This window comes from Hydrogenophaga sp. RWCD_12 (assembly GCF_046604225.1).
In the GTDB taxonomy this organism is placed as follows: Bacteria; Pseudomonadota; Gammaproteobacteria; order Burkholderiales; family Burkholderiaceae_C; genus Hydrogenophaga.
On record NZ_JBKIXC010000002.1, the window covers coordinates 77,177 to 89,674 of the forward strand.

The following is a 12,498-nucleotide window of genomic DNA, read 5'->3' on the forward strand; positions in this document are numbered from 1 at the left end:
GCCGTGGTGGCTGGCAGGATTCAAGTTGGGACTTAAATCAAATGATCCAAACGCAATCTCGACTCGATGTTGCTGACAACACGGGTGCCAAGTCCGTGATGTGCATCAAGGTGCTCGGCGGCTCCAAGCGCCGCTACGCCAGCGTGGGTGATGTCATCAAAGTCAGCATCAAGGAAGCAGCGCCCCGTGGCCGCGTCAAAAAAGGCGAGGTTTACAACGCTGTGGTGGTCCGCACCGCCAAGGGCATCCGCCGCCAGGACGGCGCCCTGATCAAGTTTGACGGCAATGCCGCCGTGCTGCTCAACGCCAAGCTGGAGCCCATCGGCACCCGCATCTTCGGCCCGGTCACGCGTGAACTGCGTACCGAGAAGTTCATGAAGATCGTGTCCCTGGCCCCCGAGGTTCTCTGAGGATTCACCATGAACAAGATTCGTAAGGGCGACGAAGTCATCGTCATCGCCGGTCGCGACAAAGGCAAGCGCGGCAAGGTGTTGGATCGCGCTACCGAAGACCGCGTTGTGGTCGAAGGCGTGAACATCGTCAAGAAGCACGCCAAGCCGAACCCCATGAAGGGTGTGACTGGCGGCATCGTCGAAAAGACCATGTCCATCCACCAGTCCAATGTGGCCATCTTCAATGGCGCCACGGGCAAGGCCGATCGCGTGGGTATCAAGCAGCTGGCTGACGGCAAGAAAGTGCGCGTCTTCAAGTCCAGCGGCGAAGAAATCAAGGTGGCCTGACCATGACACGCTTTCAAGAAATCTACCGCGACAAGGTCGCGCCCGAGCTGATCACGAAGTTCGGCTACAAGTCCCCGATGCAGGTGCCCCGCATCACCAAGATCACCCTCAACATGGGTGTGAGCGAGGCTGTGGCCGACAAGAAGGTCATGGACAACGCTGTGGGCGACCTGACCAAGATCGCTGGCCAGAAGCCGGTTGTGACCAAGGCCAAGAAGGCCATCGCCGGTTTCAAGATCCGCGAACAGCAGCCCATCGGCTGCATGGTCACCCTGCGTGGCGCCCAGATGTACGAATTCCTGGACCGTTTCGTCACCGTGGCTCTGCCCCGCGTGCGTGACTTCCGGGGTATCTCGGGCAAGGCGTTTGACGGCCGTGGCAATTACAACATCGGCGTCAAAGAACAGATAATCTTCCCCGAGATCGAATACGACAAGGTCGATGCCCTGCGCGGCCTGAACATCAGCATCACGACAACCGCCAAGACCGACGAAGAGTGCAAGGCTCTGCTGGCTGGTTTCCGTTTCCCGTTCAAGAACTGAGGTGGCGCGTGGCTAAACAAGCACTACTCCAACGTGAACTCAAGCGCGAGAAGCTCGCCGCCAAGTTCGCCAAGAAATACGCTGAGCTGAAGTCGATTTCGACCAGCGCCAAGCACTCTGATGAAGAGCGCGACGCTGCTCGTCAGGCGCTGCAAAAGCTGCCCCGCAACTCGAACCCGACCCGTCAGCGCAACCGCTGCGAGATCACCGGTCGTCCGCGTGGCACGTTCGCCTATTTCGGCCTGGCCCGTGCCAAGGTCCGCGAAATGGCCTTTGCCGGCGAGATCCCCGGCATCACCAAAGCCAGCTGGTAAGCACTAGGAGAACCACAAATGAGCATGAGTGATCCTATTGCCGACATGTTGACCCGCATCCGCAACGCGCAGATGGTCGAGAAGTCCACCGTGTCGATGCCGGCCTCCAAGGTCAAGGCTGCGATTGCCCAGGTCCTGAAGGACGAGGGCTACATCGACGGTTTCAAGGTGACCAACGAAGCCGGCAAGAGCCAGCTGGAAATCGCCCTGAAGTACTACGCTGGTCGTCCTGTGATCGAGCGCATCGAGCGCGTGAGCAAGCCTGGTCTGCGGATCTACCGCGGCCGTGATGCACTGCCGCAAGTCCAGAACGGCCTGGGCGTCGCCATCGTCACCACCCCCAAGGGCGTGATGACCGACCGCAAGGCCCGCGCCACTGGTGTCGGCGGCGAAGTCCTGTGTTACGTCGCCTGATGCGGGCATTGAGGAGTAACTGAAATGTCGCGTATTGGTAAGCAGCCGGTTGCCGTCCCCGCTGGGGTCGAAGTGGCCGTCAAAGACGACCTGATCAACGTCAAGGGTGCCCTGGGCGCCCTGGCCCTGGCGCAAAACGCCCTGGTCAAGGTCGAAAACAACGCTGGCTCGCTGTCGTTCACCCCGGTGAACGAATCCCGCGAAGCCAATGCCATGTCCGGCACCATGCGTCAGCTGGTGAACAACATGGTCAACGGTGTGAGCAAGGGCTTCGAAAAGAAGCTGACCCTGATCGGCGTGGGCTACAAGGCCCAGGCACAGGGTGCCAAGCTGAACCTGAACGTCGGTTATTCGCACCCGGTCGAAATCGAGATGCCTGCCGGCATCAAGGTCGAGACCCCGTCGCCGACCGAAGTGATCATCAAGGGCGCTGACCGTCAGCGCGTGGGCCAGATCGCCTCCGAAGTGCGCGCCGTGCGCCCTCCCGAGCCCTACAAGGGCAAGGGCATCCGTTATTCGGATGAAAAGGTCGTGATCAAGGAAACCAAGAAGAAATAAGGACCAGGATCATGTTGACCAAAAAAGAGCAACGTCTCCGTCGGGCCCGTCAAACGCGCATCCGCATTGCGCAACAGGGCGCCGTTCGCCTGACCGTGAACCGCACCAACCTGCACATCTACGCCAGCGTCATCTCCGGCGACGGCTCCACGGTGCTGGCGTCTGCCTCCACCGCCGAAGCCGAAGTCCGCAAGGAACTGGGCGCGTCCGGCAAGGGTGGCAACACTGCCGCTGCCACGCTGATCGGCAAGCGCATTGCCGAGAAGGCCAAGGCCGCCGGCATCGAGAAGGTCGCCTTCGATCGCTCCGGTTTTGCCTATCACGGCCGTGTCAAGGCCCTCGCCGACGCAGCCCGTGAAGCCGGTCTGCAGTTCTGATCAAGCGGAATACTCAAAATGGCTAAATTTACGGCGAATGTAAAGAACGAAGCGAACGACGACGGCCTGCGCGAGAAGATGATCGCGATCAACCGTGTGACCAAGGTGGTCAAGGGTGGTCGTATCCTCGGTTTCGCAGCGCTGACCGTGGTCGGTGACGGCGATGGTCGCGTTGGCATGGGCAAGGGCAAGGCCCGTGAAGTGCCGGTGGCTGTGCAGAAGGCTATGGAGCAGGCCCGCCGCAACATGGTGAAGGTCGCTCTCAAGAACGGTTCGCTGCACCATGCGGTGCACGGCGAACACGGCGCTTCCAATGTCATGATGCTGCCGGCCGCCAAGGGTACCGGCATCATCGCTGGCGGCCCGATGCGTGCTGTCTTCGAAGTGCTGGGCATCACCGACGTCGTGGCCAAGAGCCATGGCTCGAGCAACCCCTACAACCTGGTGCGTGCCACGCTGGACGCACTGAAGAACTCGACCACCCCTGCCGAAGTCGCTGCCAAGCGCGGCAAGTCGGTGGAAGAGATCCTCGGCTGATTGGAACGATCATGACCACCCAAAACACCGTCAAGGTCCAACTGGTGCGCAGTCCCATTGGCACCAAGCAATCTCACCGCGACACCGTGCGTGGCCTGGGTCTGCGCAAGCTCAACAGCGTGAGCGAGCTGCAGGACACCCCCGCTGTGCGCGGAATGATCAACAAGATCGCCTACCTGGTGAAGGTGCTGTAAGCACCCGACCGAAGAGGACTCATTCGTCATGGAACTCAACACCATTCAACCCGCAGCGGGCGCCAAGCACGCCAAGCGTCGCGTCGGTCGTGGCATCGGCTCCGGCCTGGGCAAGACCGCTGGTCGTGGCCACAAGGGTCAAAAGTCGCGCTCCGGCGGTTACCACAAGGTCGGCTTTGAAGGCGGTCAGATGCCGCTGCAACGCCGTCTGCCCAAGCGTGGTTTCAAGTCTGCCCAGCTGCAGTTCAACGCCGAAGTCACGCTGGCCGATCTGAACACGGTCGACGCCGCCGAGATCGACATCCTCGTGCTCAAGCAAGCGGGTCTTGTTGCCCAGCTGGCCAAGCGCGTGAAGGTCGTCAAGACCGGTGAAGTCACCCGCGCTGTTGTGCTCAAGGGTGTCGCTGCCACGGCTGGTGCCAAGGCTGCGATCGAAGCTGCCGGCGGCTCGCTGGCCTGATCGGCATTCGACAAAGGCATCCTGTGGCAACTGGCTCCACGACCCTGGCCAAGACCGGAAAATTTGGCGACCTGCGTCGCCGTCTCGTTTTCCTGTTGCTGGCACTGGTGGTGTACCGGATCGGGGCACACATTCCCGTTCCGGGAATCGACCCTGCGCAGCTTGAGCAGATGTTCAAGGGGCAGGCCGGCGGTGGTGGCATCCTCGGCCTGTTCAACATGTTCTCGGGTGGCGCCCTCAAGCGCTTCACGGTGTTCGCTCTGGGGATCATGCCGTACATCTCGGCATCGATCATCATGCAGCTGATGACCTATGTGATTCCTACCTTCGAGCAGTTGAAGAAGGAAGGCGAAGCCGGTCGCCGTAAGGTCACCGCCTACACCCGTTACGGAACGCTGGGCCTCGCAATCTTCCAAGCCATGGGCATCGCTCTTGCGCTGGAAAGCCAGGCGGGTCTGGTGATCAGTCCGGGCATGGGTTTCCGCTTGACTGCTGTCGTCAGCCTGGTGGCCGGCACAATGTTCCTGATGTGGCTGGGTGAACAGATCACCGAGCGTGGACTGGGCAACGGCATCTCGATCCTGATCTTCGCCGGTATCGCTGCGGGCCTGCCCAATGCGGTTGGTGGTCTTCTGGAGTTGGTGCGTACCGGCGCCATGAACATTCTGGTGGCGCTGTTCATCATCGTGCTGGTGGGTCTGGTGACCTTCGCCGTGGTGTTCGTCGAACGCGGTCAGCGCAAGATCCTGGTGAACTACGCACGCCGTCAGGTGGGCAACAAGGTGTACGGCGGTCAGTCGTCCCACCTGCCGCTCAAGCTGAACATGGCTGGCGTGATTCCGCCAATTTTCGCCTCGTCCATCATCCTTCTGCCAACGACCATTGTGAGCTGGGTGAGCACCGGGGACTCGACCCGCTGGTTGCGCGACATCGCTTCGGCGCTGTCTCCCGGTCAGCCGATCTATGTGGCTCTCTATGCCGCAGCCATCGTATTTTTCTGCTTCTTCTATACGGCGCTGGTTTTCAACAGCCGCGAAACCGCCGACAACCTGAAGAAGAGCGGTGCCTTCATTCCCGGGATCCGTCCTGGTGACCAGACGGCCCGCTACATTGACAAGATCCTGCTGCGTCTGACGCTGGCTGGAGCGGTTTACATCACGGCAGTCTGCCTGTTGCCCGAATTCCTGATCCTGAAGTACAACGTGCCGTTTTATTTCGGTGGCACCTCGTTGCTGATCATTGTGGTTGTGACCATGGATTTCATGGCCCAGGTCCAGAACTACATGATGTCCCAGCAGTACGAATCACTGTTGAAAAAGGCAAACTTCAAGTCCTAAGTTCCGGTTCTGTCGTATGTCAAAAGACGATGTAATTGAAATGCAGGGCGAGGTGGTAGAGAACCTACCTAACGCAACCTTCCGGGTCAAACTGGAAAACGGACATGTGGTGCTCGGGCACATCTCCGGAAAGATGCGGATGCATTACATCCGGATCCTGCCCGGCGACAAGGTCAAGGTGGAGTTGACTCCCTATGACCTGACCCGGGCGCGTATCGTGTTTCGGGCGAAGTGACCTGTCGGCATTGAATGTTTTGAATATCTAGGAGAAGACTATGAGAGTTTCGGCTTCGGTCAAGAAAATGTGCCGCAACTGTAAGATCATCAAGCGCAAAGGCGTCGTGCGAGTCATCTGCACCGACCCGCGCCACAAGCAGCGTCAAGGCTGATTCGGAAGTTCAGAGGAACCAACATGGCTCGTATTGCAGGCATCAACATCCCGCCTCACAAGCACGCCGAGATCGGCCTGACGGCGATCTTTGGTATCGGTCGCACCCGCGCCCGCAAGATCTGCGAAGCGTGTGGCATCGACTACGCCAAGAAGATCAAGGATCTGAGCGACGCGGAACTTGAAAAAGTCCGTGACCAAGTCGGCACGTTCACCATCGAAGGTGACCTGCGCCGCGAGACCACGATGAACATCAAGCGTCTGATGGACATCGGTTGCTACCGTGGCTTCCGCCATCGCCGTGGTCTCCCCGTGCGTGGTCAGCGCACCAAGACCAACGCCCGTACGCGCAAGGGTCCCCGTAAGGCCGCCCAGTCGCTCAAGAAATAATCGGTTGAAAGAGAAACATGGCTAAAGCTCCCAGCAGTTCGGCAGCGGCCCGCGTCCGCAAGAAGGTCCGCAAGAACGTGGCGGACGGCATTGCGCACGTGCACGCTTCGTTCAACAACACCATCATCACCATCACGGACCGTCAGGGCAACGCTTTGTCCTGGGCTTCGTCGGGTGGCCAGGGCTTCAAGGGCTCGCGCAAGTCCACGCCGTTCGCCGCGCAGGTCGCGTCCGAAGTGGCTGGTCGTGCTGCCATCGAACAGGGTATCAAGAACCTGGACGTCGAGATCAAGGGCCCCGGTCCTGGTCGTGAGTCTTCGGTGCGCGCTTTGGGTGCCCTGGGCATCCGCATCACGTCGATCTCCGACGTGACGCCAGTGCCGCACAACGGCTGCCGCCCGCAAAAGCGTCGCCGCATCTGACCCTCCGTCAGGAGGTACCGCGCAAGCGGTACAATCAAAAGCTTTTTTGAGCGCCACCGCAGTCGCCTGCGGTGGCATTTTTGCTAAGCCCACCGCTTTTCCTCGCCAGGAAAAGCTCCCGCAATGACACCGTCTGGTGTGGGTTGCGGCAGATATTTTCAAGGAACCCAACGTGGCACGTTACCTCGGCCCCAAGGCCAAACTTTCCCGCCGTGAAGGCGCCGACCTGTTGCTCAAGAGCGCCCGCCGCTCTATCAGCGACAAGGCCAAGTTCGACTCCAAGCCTGGCCAGCATGGCCGCACCTCTGGTCAGCGCACCTCCGACTTCGGTCTGCAGCTGCGTGAAAAGCAGAAGGTCAAGCGCACCTATGGCGTGCTGGAGCGCCAGTTCCGCCGCTACTTCGCTGAAGCCGACCGCCGCCGTGGCAACACGGGTGCTAACCTGCTGTTCCTGCTGGAATCGCGCCTCGACAACGTGGTGTTCCGCATGGGCTTTGCCTCGACGCGCGCCGAAGCGCGCCAGATCGTGTCGCACAAGGCCATCACGGTCAACGGCAAGCCGGTCAACATTCCGTCGTACTCGGTCAAGGCCGGCGATGTGGTTGCCGTGCGCGAAAAGTCCAAGAAGCAGGCCCGCGTGATCGAGGCCCTGGAACTGGCCAAGCAGATCGGCTTCCCCGCCTGGGTGGAAGTATCGGCCGACAAGGCCGAAGGCGTCTTCAAGAAGACCCCTGACCGCGATGAGTTCGGCGCCGAGATCAACGAATCTCTGATCGTCGAACTGTACTCGCGTTAATTTCGTTCCCGGTCGTCGTCGCTTCTGGCGCGGCCGGGCCATGCTCCGTCTGCCTTATCGGTGTAACGAGCCGAGGGAACTGAAGGAAGTTTGAATGCTGAACAATCTGCTCAAGCCCAAAACCATCAATGTCGAGCAACTCTCGACCAACCGTGCCAAGGTGACTCTGGAGCCTTTTGAGCGCGGTTATGGACACACCCTGGGCAATGCCCTGCGCCGTGTGCTGCTGTCGTCCATGGTCGGTCATGCACCGACCGAGGTGACCATCGCTGGTGTGGTGCACGAGTACTCCTCCATCGACGGCGTCCAGGAAGACGTTGTCAACATGCTCCTGAACCTCAAGGGCGTGGTTTTCAAGCTGCACAACCGCGATGAAGTCACCCTGAGCCTGCGCAAGGATGGCGAAGGCATGGTCACGGCTGCCGATATCCAGACGCCGCACGACGTCGAGATCGTCAACCCCGGCCACGTGATTGCCACGCTGTCTGCCGGCGCCAAGCTGGACATGCAGATCAAGGTCGAAAAGGGCCGCGGCTATGTGCCCGGCAGCCTGCGCCGCAACGACGATGCTTCGCGTTCGCTCGGCCGCATCGTCCTCGATGCCTCCTTCTCGCCGGTCAAGCGCGTGAGCTACACGGTCGAAAGCGCCCGTGTGGAGCAGCGTACCGACCTGGACAAGCTGGTGCTGGAGATCGAGACCAACGGGTCGATCGGTCCGGAAGAAGCCGTGCGTGCCTCCGCCAAGATCCTGGTGGAACAGCTGGCCGTGTTCGCGCAGCTCGAAGGTGTGGAACTGTCGGCGTTCGATCAGCCCGCTCAGCGCAGCTCGCAGCAGTTCGACCCGATCCTGCTGCGTCCGGTGGACGAGCTCGAACTCACCGTTCGTTCGGCCAACTGCCTCAAGGCAGAAAACATCTATTACATCGGTGACCTGATCCAGCGCACCGAGAACGAGCTTCTCAAGACCCCCAACCTGGGTCGCAAGTCGCTCAACGAAATCAAGGAAGTGCTCGCCTCGCGCGGCCTGACCTTGGGCATGAAGCTCGAAAACTGGCCGCCGGCTGGTCTCGACAAACACTGAACCGTCATCAACGTCTGACGAACCCCCAGTACCTGATCCGGCTGGGGGCAAAACACTGAAAGGAAATCACCATGCGTCACGGACACGGACTTCGCAAACTCAACCGCACCAGCGAGCACCGCCAGGCGATGCTGCGCAACATGATGAACTCGCTGCTGACGCACGAAGTCATCAAGACCACCCTGCCGAAGGCCAAGGAACTTCGCCGCGTGGTCGAACCCATGATCACCCTGGCCAAGGAAGCCACTGTGGCCAACCGCCGCCTGGCTTTCAACCGCCTGCGCGACCGCGACGTGGTCGTGAAGCTGTTCGACGAACTGGGCCCGCGCTTCAAGGCACGTCCCGGTGGGTACACCCGCATCCTGAAGATGGGCTTCCGCGTGGGCGACAACGCTCCGATGGCGCTGGTCGAACTGGTGGATCGTGCAGAAGATGCTGCACCGGCCGCAGATGACGCGAAAGCGTGATAGAATATATGGCTTGACGCGGAGTGGAGCAGCCTGGTAGCTCGTTGGGCTCATAACCCAAAGGTCGCAAGTTCAAATCTTGCCTCCGCAACCAATCCGGAACTGACCAGAGTTCCTCAAAAAAGCCCGCCGAAGTTGTCTTCGGCGGGCTTTTTTGTTTCTGGCCTCCGTTGGTGCTGCGCTTCAGTCGGGCAGCACCGCCGTGACCTCGATCTCCACCTTCGCACGTACTTCCACCAGGCGGCTGACCTCCACGCAGGTCATGGCGGGGAAACACTTGCCCATCACTTCACGGTAGGCGGCGCCGAGCTCCCGCAGGCGCGCGTTGTACTCGTCGCGGTCGGTGATGTACCAGGTCATGCGCACCATGTGCTCGGGGCCTGCGCCAGCGCTGGCGAGCACGGCGTGCACGTTCTGCAACGCCTGCTTGGTCTGGGCAATGAAATCGTCGGATTCGAACACCTGATCGCCGTTCCAGCCGATCTGGCCACCGACGAAAACGAGGGTGCCTTTGGCAGCGACGCCGTTGGCGTAGCCCTTGGGGGTGGCCCAGCCGGGCGGTTGCAGGAATTGCATGGGGGTCTTTCTTGGGGTCTTCAGGCCAGGCCGTCGGTGGCCATCTTGCGCAGCGCAAAACGCTGCAGCTTGCCGGTTTCGGTGCGCGGCAGGGCGCTCACAAAGCGCACCTCGCGCGGGTACTTGTAGGGCGCAAGAGTGTGTTTGACGTGGTCCTGCAACGCCTTGGTCTGCGCTGTATCGCCTTGCTGCCCGGGTTTGAGCACGATGTACGCGAGGATGACCATGCCCCGCTCGTCGTCGGGCTTGCCGACCACACCGCATTCGGCCACCGCCGGGTGTTGCAGCAACGCAGCCTCCACCTCCGGGCCGGCCACGTTGTAGCCGGCGGTGATGATCATGTCGTCGGTGCGGGCCTGGTAGACGAAGTAGCCGTCTTCGTCCTGAAGGAAAGCGTCGCCAGGGAAGTTCCAGCCGCCCTGCACGTAGTTGGCCTGGCGGGCGTCCTCGAGGTACTTGCAACCCGTCGGGCCCTTGACCGCAAGCCGGCCGACCTGGCCGCGGGGCAGACCCTTGCCCTGCTCGTCGACGATCTTGGCCTGGTAGCCAGGCACAACCCGGCCGATGGCGCCGCGCTTGACCTCTTCGGGAGAAGCCGAAATGAAGATGTGGAACATCTCGGTCGCCCCGATGCCGTCGAGCATTTCCAGGCCGCTCGCCTCTTTCCAAAGCTGTCGCGTCGCGTCGGGCAGACCTTCTCCCGCGCTGACGCTGAGGCGCAGCTTCCCGATGCCGTGCTGCTTCGCGAACGCAGCCATCTGGCGGTAGAAGGTGGGCGCGGTGTAGCAGATGGTGGCGCCGACCTGGCCGATGAGGCGGACCATGGCTTCTGGCGTGTAAGGGATGCTCGGGAAATACACCGACGCGCCGGCCCACATGGGGAACACCAGAAGACCGCCGAGGCCAAAGGTGAAGGCCAGTGGGGGCGAGCCCATGACGATGTCGTCGGGCGTGGCGCGCAGCACATGGCGCGGCCAGGTTTCGCACGCGGCCAACACGTCGCGGTGGGTATGCACAGCGGCCTTCGGGCTGCCGGTGGTGCCGGAGGTGAAGGCCAGCAGGGCGATGTCGTCCGCGCTGGTGGGGCAGGGGGTGACCCGCTTGCCGGCGTGGCGCGCCAGTGCTTCGAGAGAGTCGGTCAGCACCACTGCGGCGTCGCCGGTGTTGAACAGGCGCAGCGGCAGGGCCGCTGTCACCGGGCGCTGTCCCAGCGCGGCCTTGAGTTCGTCCTGCAACTTCACGTCGCACAGCGCGGCCGAGGGCTCGGCCTTGTCGATGATCGCCTTGAGTTCTGTGGCACGCAACAGCGGCATGGTGGCCACCGCGATCAGACCACTCTGCACCACCGCCAGCCAGGCCAGCGCCATCGCGATCGAATTGCCGCCGCGCAGCAGCACACGGTTGCCGGGCTGCAGGCCCATCCCGGCCAGTACGCTGGCGAAACGGTCCACCTCGGCACGGGTCTGCGCGTAGGTGAGGGTGCGCTCGTCGCTGCGCAGGAACGGTCGGTCGGCATGGCCATTGGCCAAGGCGCGGTCAAACAGCGCCTGCACCACGTTGAGCTGCGCGGGCAGCGCCTGCAGCTCGGGCAGGTCGTAACGCAGCTCGGGCCACTGATCGGGTGGGGGAAGCCGGTCGTGCACGAAGCGGTCGGTCTGGGCGGATGGGTGCTGGGCCATGAATGTCTCCGTGTCAGGCCTTCAAGGCGTGTTTGCCCAGGATGAGCAGCTGCACTTCGCTGGCGCCTTCGTAGATGCGGAGCGAGCGGATGTCGCGGTAGAGGTGTTCGACCACATTGCCCACCTGCACGCCGCGCCCGCCGAACATCTGCAGCGCCATGTCGATGACCTTCTGGGCGTTCTCGGTGGCGGTGAGCTTGGCGCTGGCGGCCGCTGCGGTGTAGGCCGGGGTGCCGGCGCCGCTGATGGCGCTGCCATCGCGCATCCAGGCCGCGCGGTAGGTCAGCATTGCGGCAGCATCGATGAGCGCGCTCATCTCGCCCAGCCGGGCCTGCGTGAGCTGGAAGTCGGCCAGGGTCTGGCCGAACATCCTGCGGCTCTTCGCGTGCACCACGGCTTCGGCGAAGGCACGGCGCGCCATGCCCAGCGCGGCAGCGGCCACCGAAGCACGGAAGATGTCCAACGTCTGCATGGCGAGCTTGAAGCCACCGTTGACATGGCCGACGAGCGCTTCCTGGGCCACCGAGCAGTCGCTGAACGTGAGCGTGGCCAGCGGGTGCGGTGCCATCACCTGGATGTGCGCGCTGCTGTCCAGTCCGGGTGCATCGGCGTCGACGATGAAGGCGCTGATGCCGCGCGCGCCGGCGTCAGGATCGGTCTTGGCGAACACCACATAGAAGTCCGCCATCCCGCCGTTGCTGATCCAGGTCTTCTGGCCGTTGAGTTGCCAGCCGGTGGCGGTCTGCGTGGCGCGCAGTGCCATGGCCGCGACGTCGGAGCCCGCGTCGGGCTCGCTCAGCGCAAAGGCGGCGATCTTCTTGCCCGCAGCGACGGCGGGCAGGTAACGCGATTGCTGTCCGGGTGTTCCGGCCAGGGTGATGGCGCCGCTGCCCAGGCCCTGCATGGCAAAAGCAAAGTCGGCCAGCGGCGAATGGAAGGCCAGGGTCTCGCGCAGGATCACCAGTGCGCGCGAATCGAGCGCGGGCAGGGCTCCGCCGTGCGCTTCGGGCACGCAGTAGCGCAGCCAGCCGGCAGCACCCAGGCGTTGCACCCAGTCCTTGCAGGCGGCGCGGTCGTCGCTTTCGTCCACGCGCTGCTCGCGGGTCCAGGCCACCAGGCCGGTGGCCAGCGCGCGGTGCGCATCGTCAAAGAAGGGCAGTTCCAGGTGGGCGGTCGGCGCCAGCGCGCCGTGAGGATGGGGGTGTTCGAAGGCGACCATTGGCGTG

Annotated in this window: 21 protein-coding genes and 1 tRNA gene; 19 read left to right on the forward strand and 3 right to left on the reverse strand. The window is 62.3% G+C overall.

The genetic code is table 11. The annotated features are described in order from the left end of the window. The first annotated feature begins 41 nt into the window (after window positions 1-41). The 19 genes from rplN to ACLIJ1_RS07495 all read left to right on the forward strand — a co-directional run bounded on the left by rplN (window position 42) and on the right by ACLIJ1_RS07495 (window position 9,111). A complete protein-coding gene (gene rplN, locus ACLIJ1_RS07405) occupies window positions 42-410 on the forward strand; it encodes a 50S ribosomal protein L14 (protein ID WP_009514936.1) in 369 nt (122 codons plus the stop codon). Window positions 411-419: 9 nt separating this feature from the next. After that, window positions 420-740, forward strand: coding sequence for a 50S ribosomal protein L24 (rplX, locus tag ACLIJ1_RS07410; RefSeq protein ID WP_411364872.1), 321 nt, complete (start codon window positions 420-422; stop codon window positions 738-740). Window positions 741-742: 2 nt separating this feature from the next. Next, window positions 743-1,282 carry a 50S ribosomal protein L5 gene (gene rplE, locus ACLIJ1_RS07415; protein WP_411364873.1) on the forward strand — a complete coding sequence of 180 codons (540 nt, stop codon included), beginning with the start codon at window positions 743-745 and terminating at the stop codon, window positions 1,280-1,282. Between the two features lie 8 nt (window positions 1,283-1,290). Then, window positions 1,291-1,596: a 30S ribosomal protein S14 gene (gene rpsN / locus ACLIJ1_RS07420; protein WP_411364874.1), complete on the forward strand. Its 306-nt coding sequence runs from the start codon at window positions 1,291-1,293 to the stop codon at window positions 1,594-1,596. Between the two features lie 18 nt (window positions 1,597-1,614). Further along, complete coding sequence (gene rpsH / locus ACLIJ1_RS07425; protein WP_411364875.1) at window positions 1,615-2,010, forward strand: 30S ribosomal protein S8; 396 nt, start codon at window positions 1,615-1,617, stop codon at window positions 2,008-2,010. A 24-nt stretch (window positions 2,011-2,034) separates the two neighbouring features. Next, the gene (gene rplF / locus ACLIJ1_RS07430) at window positions 2,035-2,568 is read left to right on the forward strand and encodes a 50S ribosomal protein L6 (RefSeq protein WP_411364876.1); all 534 of its coding nucleotides are present in this window, start codon (window positions 2,035-2,037) and stop codon (window positions 2,566-2,568) included. 11 nt (window positions 2,569-2,579) lie between these two features. Continuing rightward, entirely contained in the window at window positions 2,580-2,945 is a 366-nt protein-coding gene (gene rplR, locus ACLIJ1_RS07435) for a 50S ribosomal protein L18 (RefSeq protein WP_411364877.1), read from the forward strand. Between the two features lie 18 nt (window positions 2,946-2,963). Beyond that, window positions 2,964-3,482, forward strand: a complete 519-nt coding sequence (gene rpsE / locus ACLIJ1_RS07440) for a 30S ribosomal protein S5 (protein WP_411364878.1) — start codon at window positions 2,964-2,966, stop codon at window positions 3,480-3,482. 11 nt (window positions 3,483-3,493) lie between these two features. After that, complete coding sequence (rpmD, locus tag ACLIJ1_RS07445; protein ID WP_066157720.1) at window positions 3,494-3,676, forward strand: 50S ribosomal protein L30; 183 nt, start codon at window positions 3,494-3,496, stop codon at window positions 3,674-3,676. Window positions 3,677-3,704: 28 nt separating this feature from the next. Further along, entirely contained in the window at window positions 3,705-4,136 is a 432-nt protein-coding gene (gene rplO / locus ACLIJ1_RS07450) for a 50S ribosomal protein L15 (RefSeq protein WP_411364879.1), read from the forward strand. A gap of 23 nt (window positions 4,137-4,159) precedes the next feature. Then, window positions 4,160-5,473 (forward strand): preprotein translocase subunit SecY, encoded by a 1,314-nt coding sequence (gene secY, locus ACLIJ1_RS07455; protein WP_411364880.1) that lies wholly within the window; start codon window positions 4,160-4,162, stop codon window positions 5,471-5,473. A gap of 16 nt (window positions 5,474-5,489) precedes the next feature. Continuing rightward, the gene (infA, locus tag ACLIJ1_RS07460; protein ID WP_411364881.1) at window positions 5,490-5,708 is read left to right on the forward strand and encodes a translation initiation factor IF-1; all 219 of its coding nucleotides are present in this window, start codon (window positions 5,490-5,492) and stop codon (window positions 5,706-5,708) included. A 40-nt stretch (window positions 5,709-5,748) separates the two neighbouring features. Further along, a complete protein-coding gene (gene rpmJ / locus ACLIJ1_RS07465; RefSeq protein WP_066157211.1) occupies window positions 5,749-5,862 on the forward strand; it encodes a 50S ribosomal protein L36 in 114 nt (37 codons plus the stop codon). A gap of 23 nt (window positions 5,863-5,885) precedes the next feature. Then, window positions 5,886-6,251 carry a 30S ribosomal protein S13 gene (gene rpsM / locus ACLIJ1_RS07470; RefSeq protein WP_411364882.1) on the forward strand — a complete coding sequence of 122 codons (366 nt, stop codon included), beginning with the start codon at window positions 5,886-5,888 and terminating at the stop codon, window positions 6,249-6,251. Window positions 6,252-6,268: 17 nt separating this feature from the next. After that, on the forward strand, window positions 6,269-6,673 hold the full coding sequence (gene rpsK, locus ACLIJ1_RS07475; RefSeq protein WP_308328656.1) for a 30S ribosomal protein S11: 405 nt from the start codon (window positions 6,269-6,271) through the stop codon (window positions 6,671-6,673). 172 nt (window positions 6,674-6,845) lie between these two features. Beyond that, window positions 6,846-7,469, forward strand: coding sequence for a 30S ribosomal protein S4 (gene rpsD, locus ACLIJ1_RS07480; RefSeq protein ID WP_411364883.1), 624 nt, complete (start codon window positions 6,846-6,848; stop codon window positions 7,467-7,469). Window positions 7,470-7,563: 94 nt separating this feature from the next. Further along, a complete protein-coding gene (locus tag ACLIJ1_RS07485; protein ID WP_411364884.1) occupies window positions 7,564-8,550 on the forward strand; it encodes a DNA-directed RNA polymerase subunit alpha in 987 nt (328 codons plus the stop codon). A 71-nt stretch (window positions 8,551-8,621) separates the two neighbouring features. Further along, a complete protein-coding gene (gene rplQ / locus ACLIJ1_RS07490; RefSeq protein ID WP_066157198.1) occupies window positions 8,622-9,017 on the forward strand; it encodes a 50S ribosomal protein L17 in 396 nt (131 codons plus the stop codon). Window positions 9,018-9,034: 17 nt separating this feature from the next. Continuing rightward, window positions 9,035-9,111, forward strand: a tRNA-Met gene (locus tag ACLIJ1_RS07495). Window positions 9,112-9,200: 89 nt separating this feature from the next. Here ACLIJ1_RS07495 and ACLIJ1_RS07500 read toward each other — a convergent pair. The 3 genes from ACLIJ1_RS07500 to ACLIJ1_RS07510 are packed head-to-tail and all read right to left on the reverse strand — an operon-like array spanning window position 9,201 to window position 12,491. After that, window positions 9,201-9,593, reverse strand: coding sequence for a RidA family protein (locus ACLIJ1_RS07500; protein ID WP_411364885.1), 393 nt, complete (start codon window positions 9,591-9,593; stop codon window positions 9,201-9,203). A 20-nt stretch (window positions 9,594-9,613) separates the two neighbouring features. Continuing rightward, a complete protein-coding gene (locus ACLIJ1_RS07505; protein WP_411364886.1) occupies window positions 9,614-11,272 on the reverse strand; it encodes an AMP-binding protein in 1,659 nt (552 codons plus the stop codon). 13 nt (window positions 11,273-11,285) lie between these two features. Beyond that, window positions 11,286-12,491: an acyl-CoA dehydrogenase family protein gene (locus ACLIJ1_RS07510; protein ID WP_411364887.1), complete on the reverse strand. Its 1,206-nt coding sequence runs from the start codon at window positions 12,489-12,491 to the stop codon at window positions 11,286-11,288. Between the last annotated feature and the right edge of the window lie 7 nt (window positions 12,492-12,498).

Excerpts from the sequence above, each read along its gene's own strand:
- rplN (WP_009514936.1), top strand. The coding sequence starts at position 42 with ATGATCCAAACGCAATCTCGACTCGATGTTGCTGACAACACGGGTGCC.
- rpsM (WP_411364882.1), top strand. The coding sequence starts at position 5,886 with ATGGCTCGTATTGCAGGCATCAACATCCCGCCTCACAAGCACGCCGAG.
- ACLIJ1_RS07485 (WP_411364884.1), top strand. The coding sequence starts at position 7,564 with ATGCTGAACAATCTGCTCAAGCCCAAAACCATCAATGTCGAGCAACTC.
- infA (WP_411364881.1), top strand. The coding sequence starts at position 5,490 with ATGTCAAAAGACGATGTAATTGAAATGCAGGGCGAGGTGGTAGAGAAC.
- rplE (WP_411364873.1), top strand. The coding sequence starts at position 743 with ATGACACGCTTTCAAGAAATCTACCGCGACAAGGTCGCGCCCGAGCTG.
- rplF (WP_411364876.1), top strand. The coding sequence starts at position 2,035 with ATGTCGCGTATTGGTAAGCAGCCGGTTGCCGTCCCCGCTGGGGTCGAA.
- rplX (WP_411364872.1), top strand. The coding sequence starts at position 420 with ATGAACAAGATTCGTAAGGGCGACGAAGTCATCGTCATCGCCGGTCGC.
- rplQ (WP_066157198.1), top strand. The coding sequence starts at position 8,622 with ATGCGTCACGGACACGGACTTCGCAAACTCAACCGCACCAGCGAGCAC.
- rplR (WP_411364877.1), top strand. The coding sequence starts at position 2,580 with ATGTTGACCAAAAAAGAGCAACGTCTCCGTCGGGCCCGTCAAACGCGC.
- ACLIJ1_RS07500 (WP_411364885.1), bottom strand. The coding sequence starts at position 9,593 with ATGCAATTCCTGCAACCGCCCGGCTGGGCCACCCCCAAGGGCTACGCC.
- ACLIJ1_RS07505 (WP_411364886.1), bottom strand. The coding sequence starts at position 11,272 with ATGGCCCAGCACCCATCCGCCCAGACCGACCGCTTCGTGCACGACCGG.
- rpsK (WP_308328656.1), top strand. The coding sequence starts at position 6,269 with ATGGCTAAAGCTCCCAGCAGTTCGGCAGCGGCCCGCGTCCGCAAGAAG.
- ACLIJ1_RS07510 (WP_411364887.1), bottom strand. The coding sequence starts at position 12,491 with ATGGTCGCCTTCGAACACCCCCATCCTCACGGCGCGCTGGCGCCGACC.
- rpsH (WP_411364875.1), top strand. The coding sequence starts at position 1,615 with ATGAGCATGAGTGATCCTATTGCCGACATGTTGACCCGCATCCGCAAC.
- rpsE (WP_411364878.1), top strand. The coding sequence starts at position 2,964 with ATGGCTAAATTTACGGCGAATGTAAAGAACGAAGCGAACGACGACGGC.
- rpmD (WP_066157720.1), top strand. The coding sequence starts at position 3,494 with ATGACCACCCAAAACACCGTCAAGGTCCAACTGGTGCGCAGTCCCATT.
- rplO (WP_411364879.1), top strand. The coding sequence starts at position 3,705 with ATGGAACTCAACACCATTCAACCCGCAGCGGGCGCCAAGCACGCCAAG.
- rpmJ (WP_066157211.1), top strand. The coding sequence starts at position 5,749 with ATGAGAGTTTCGGCTTCGGTCAAGAAAATGTGCCGCAACTGTAAGATC.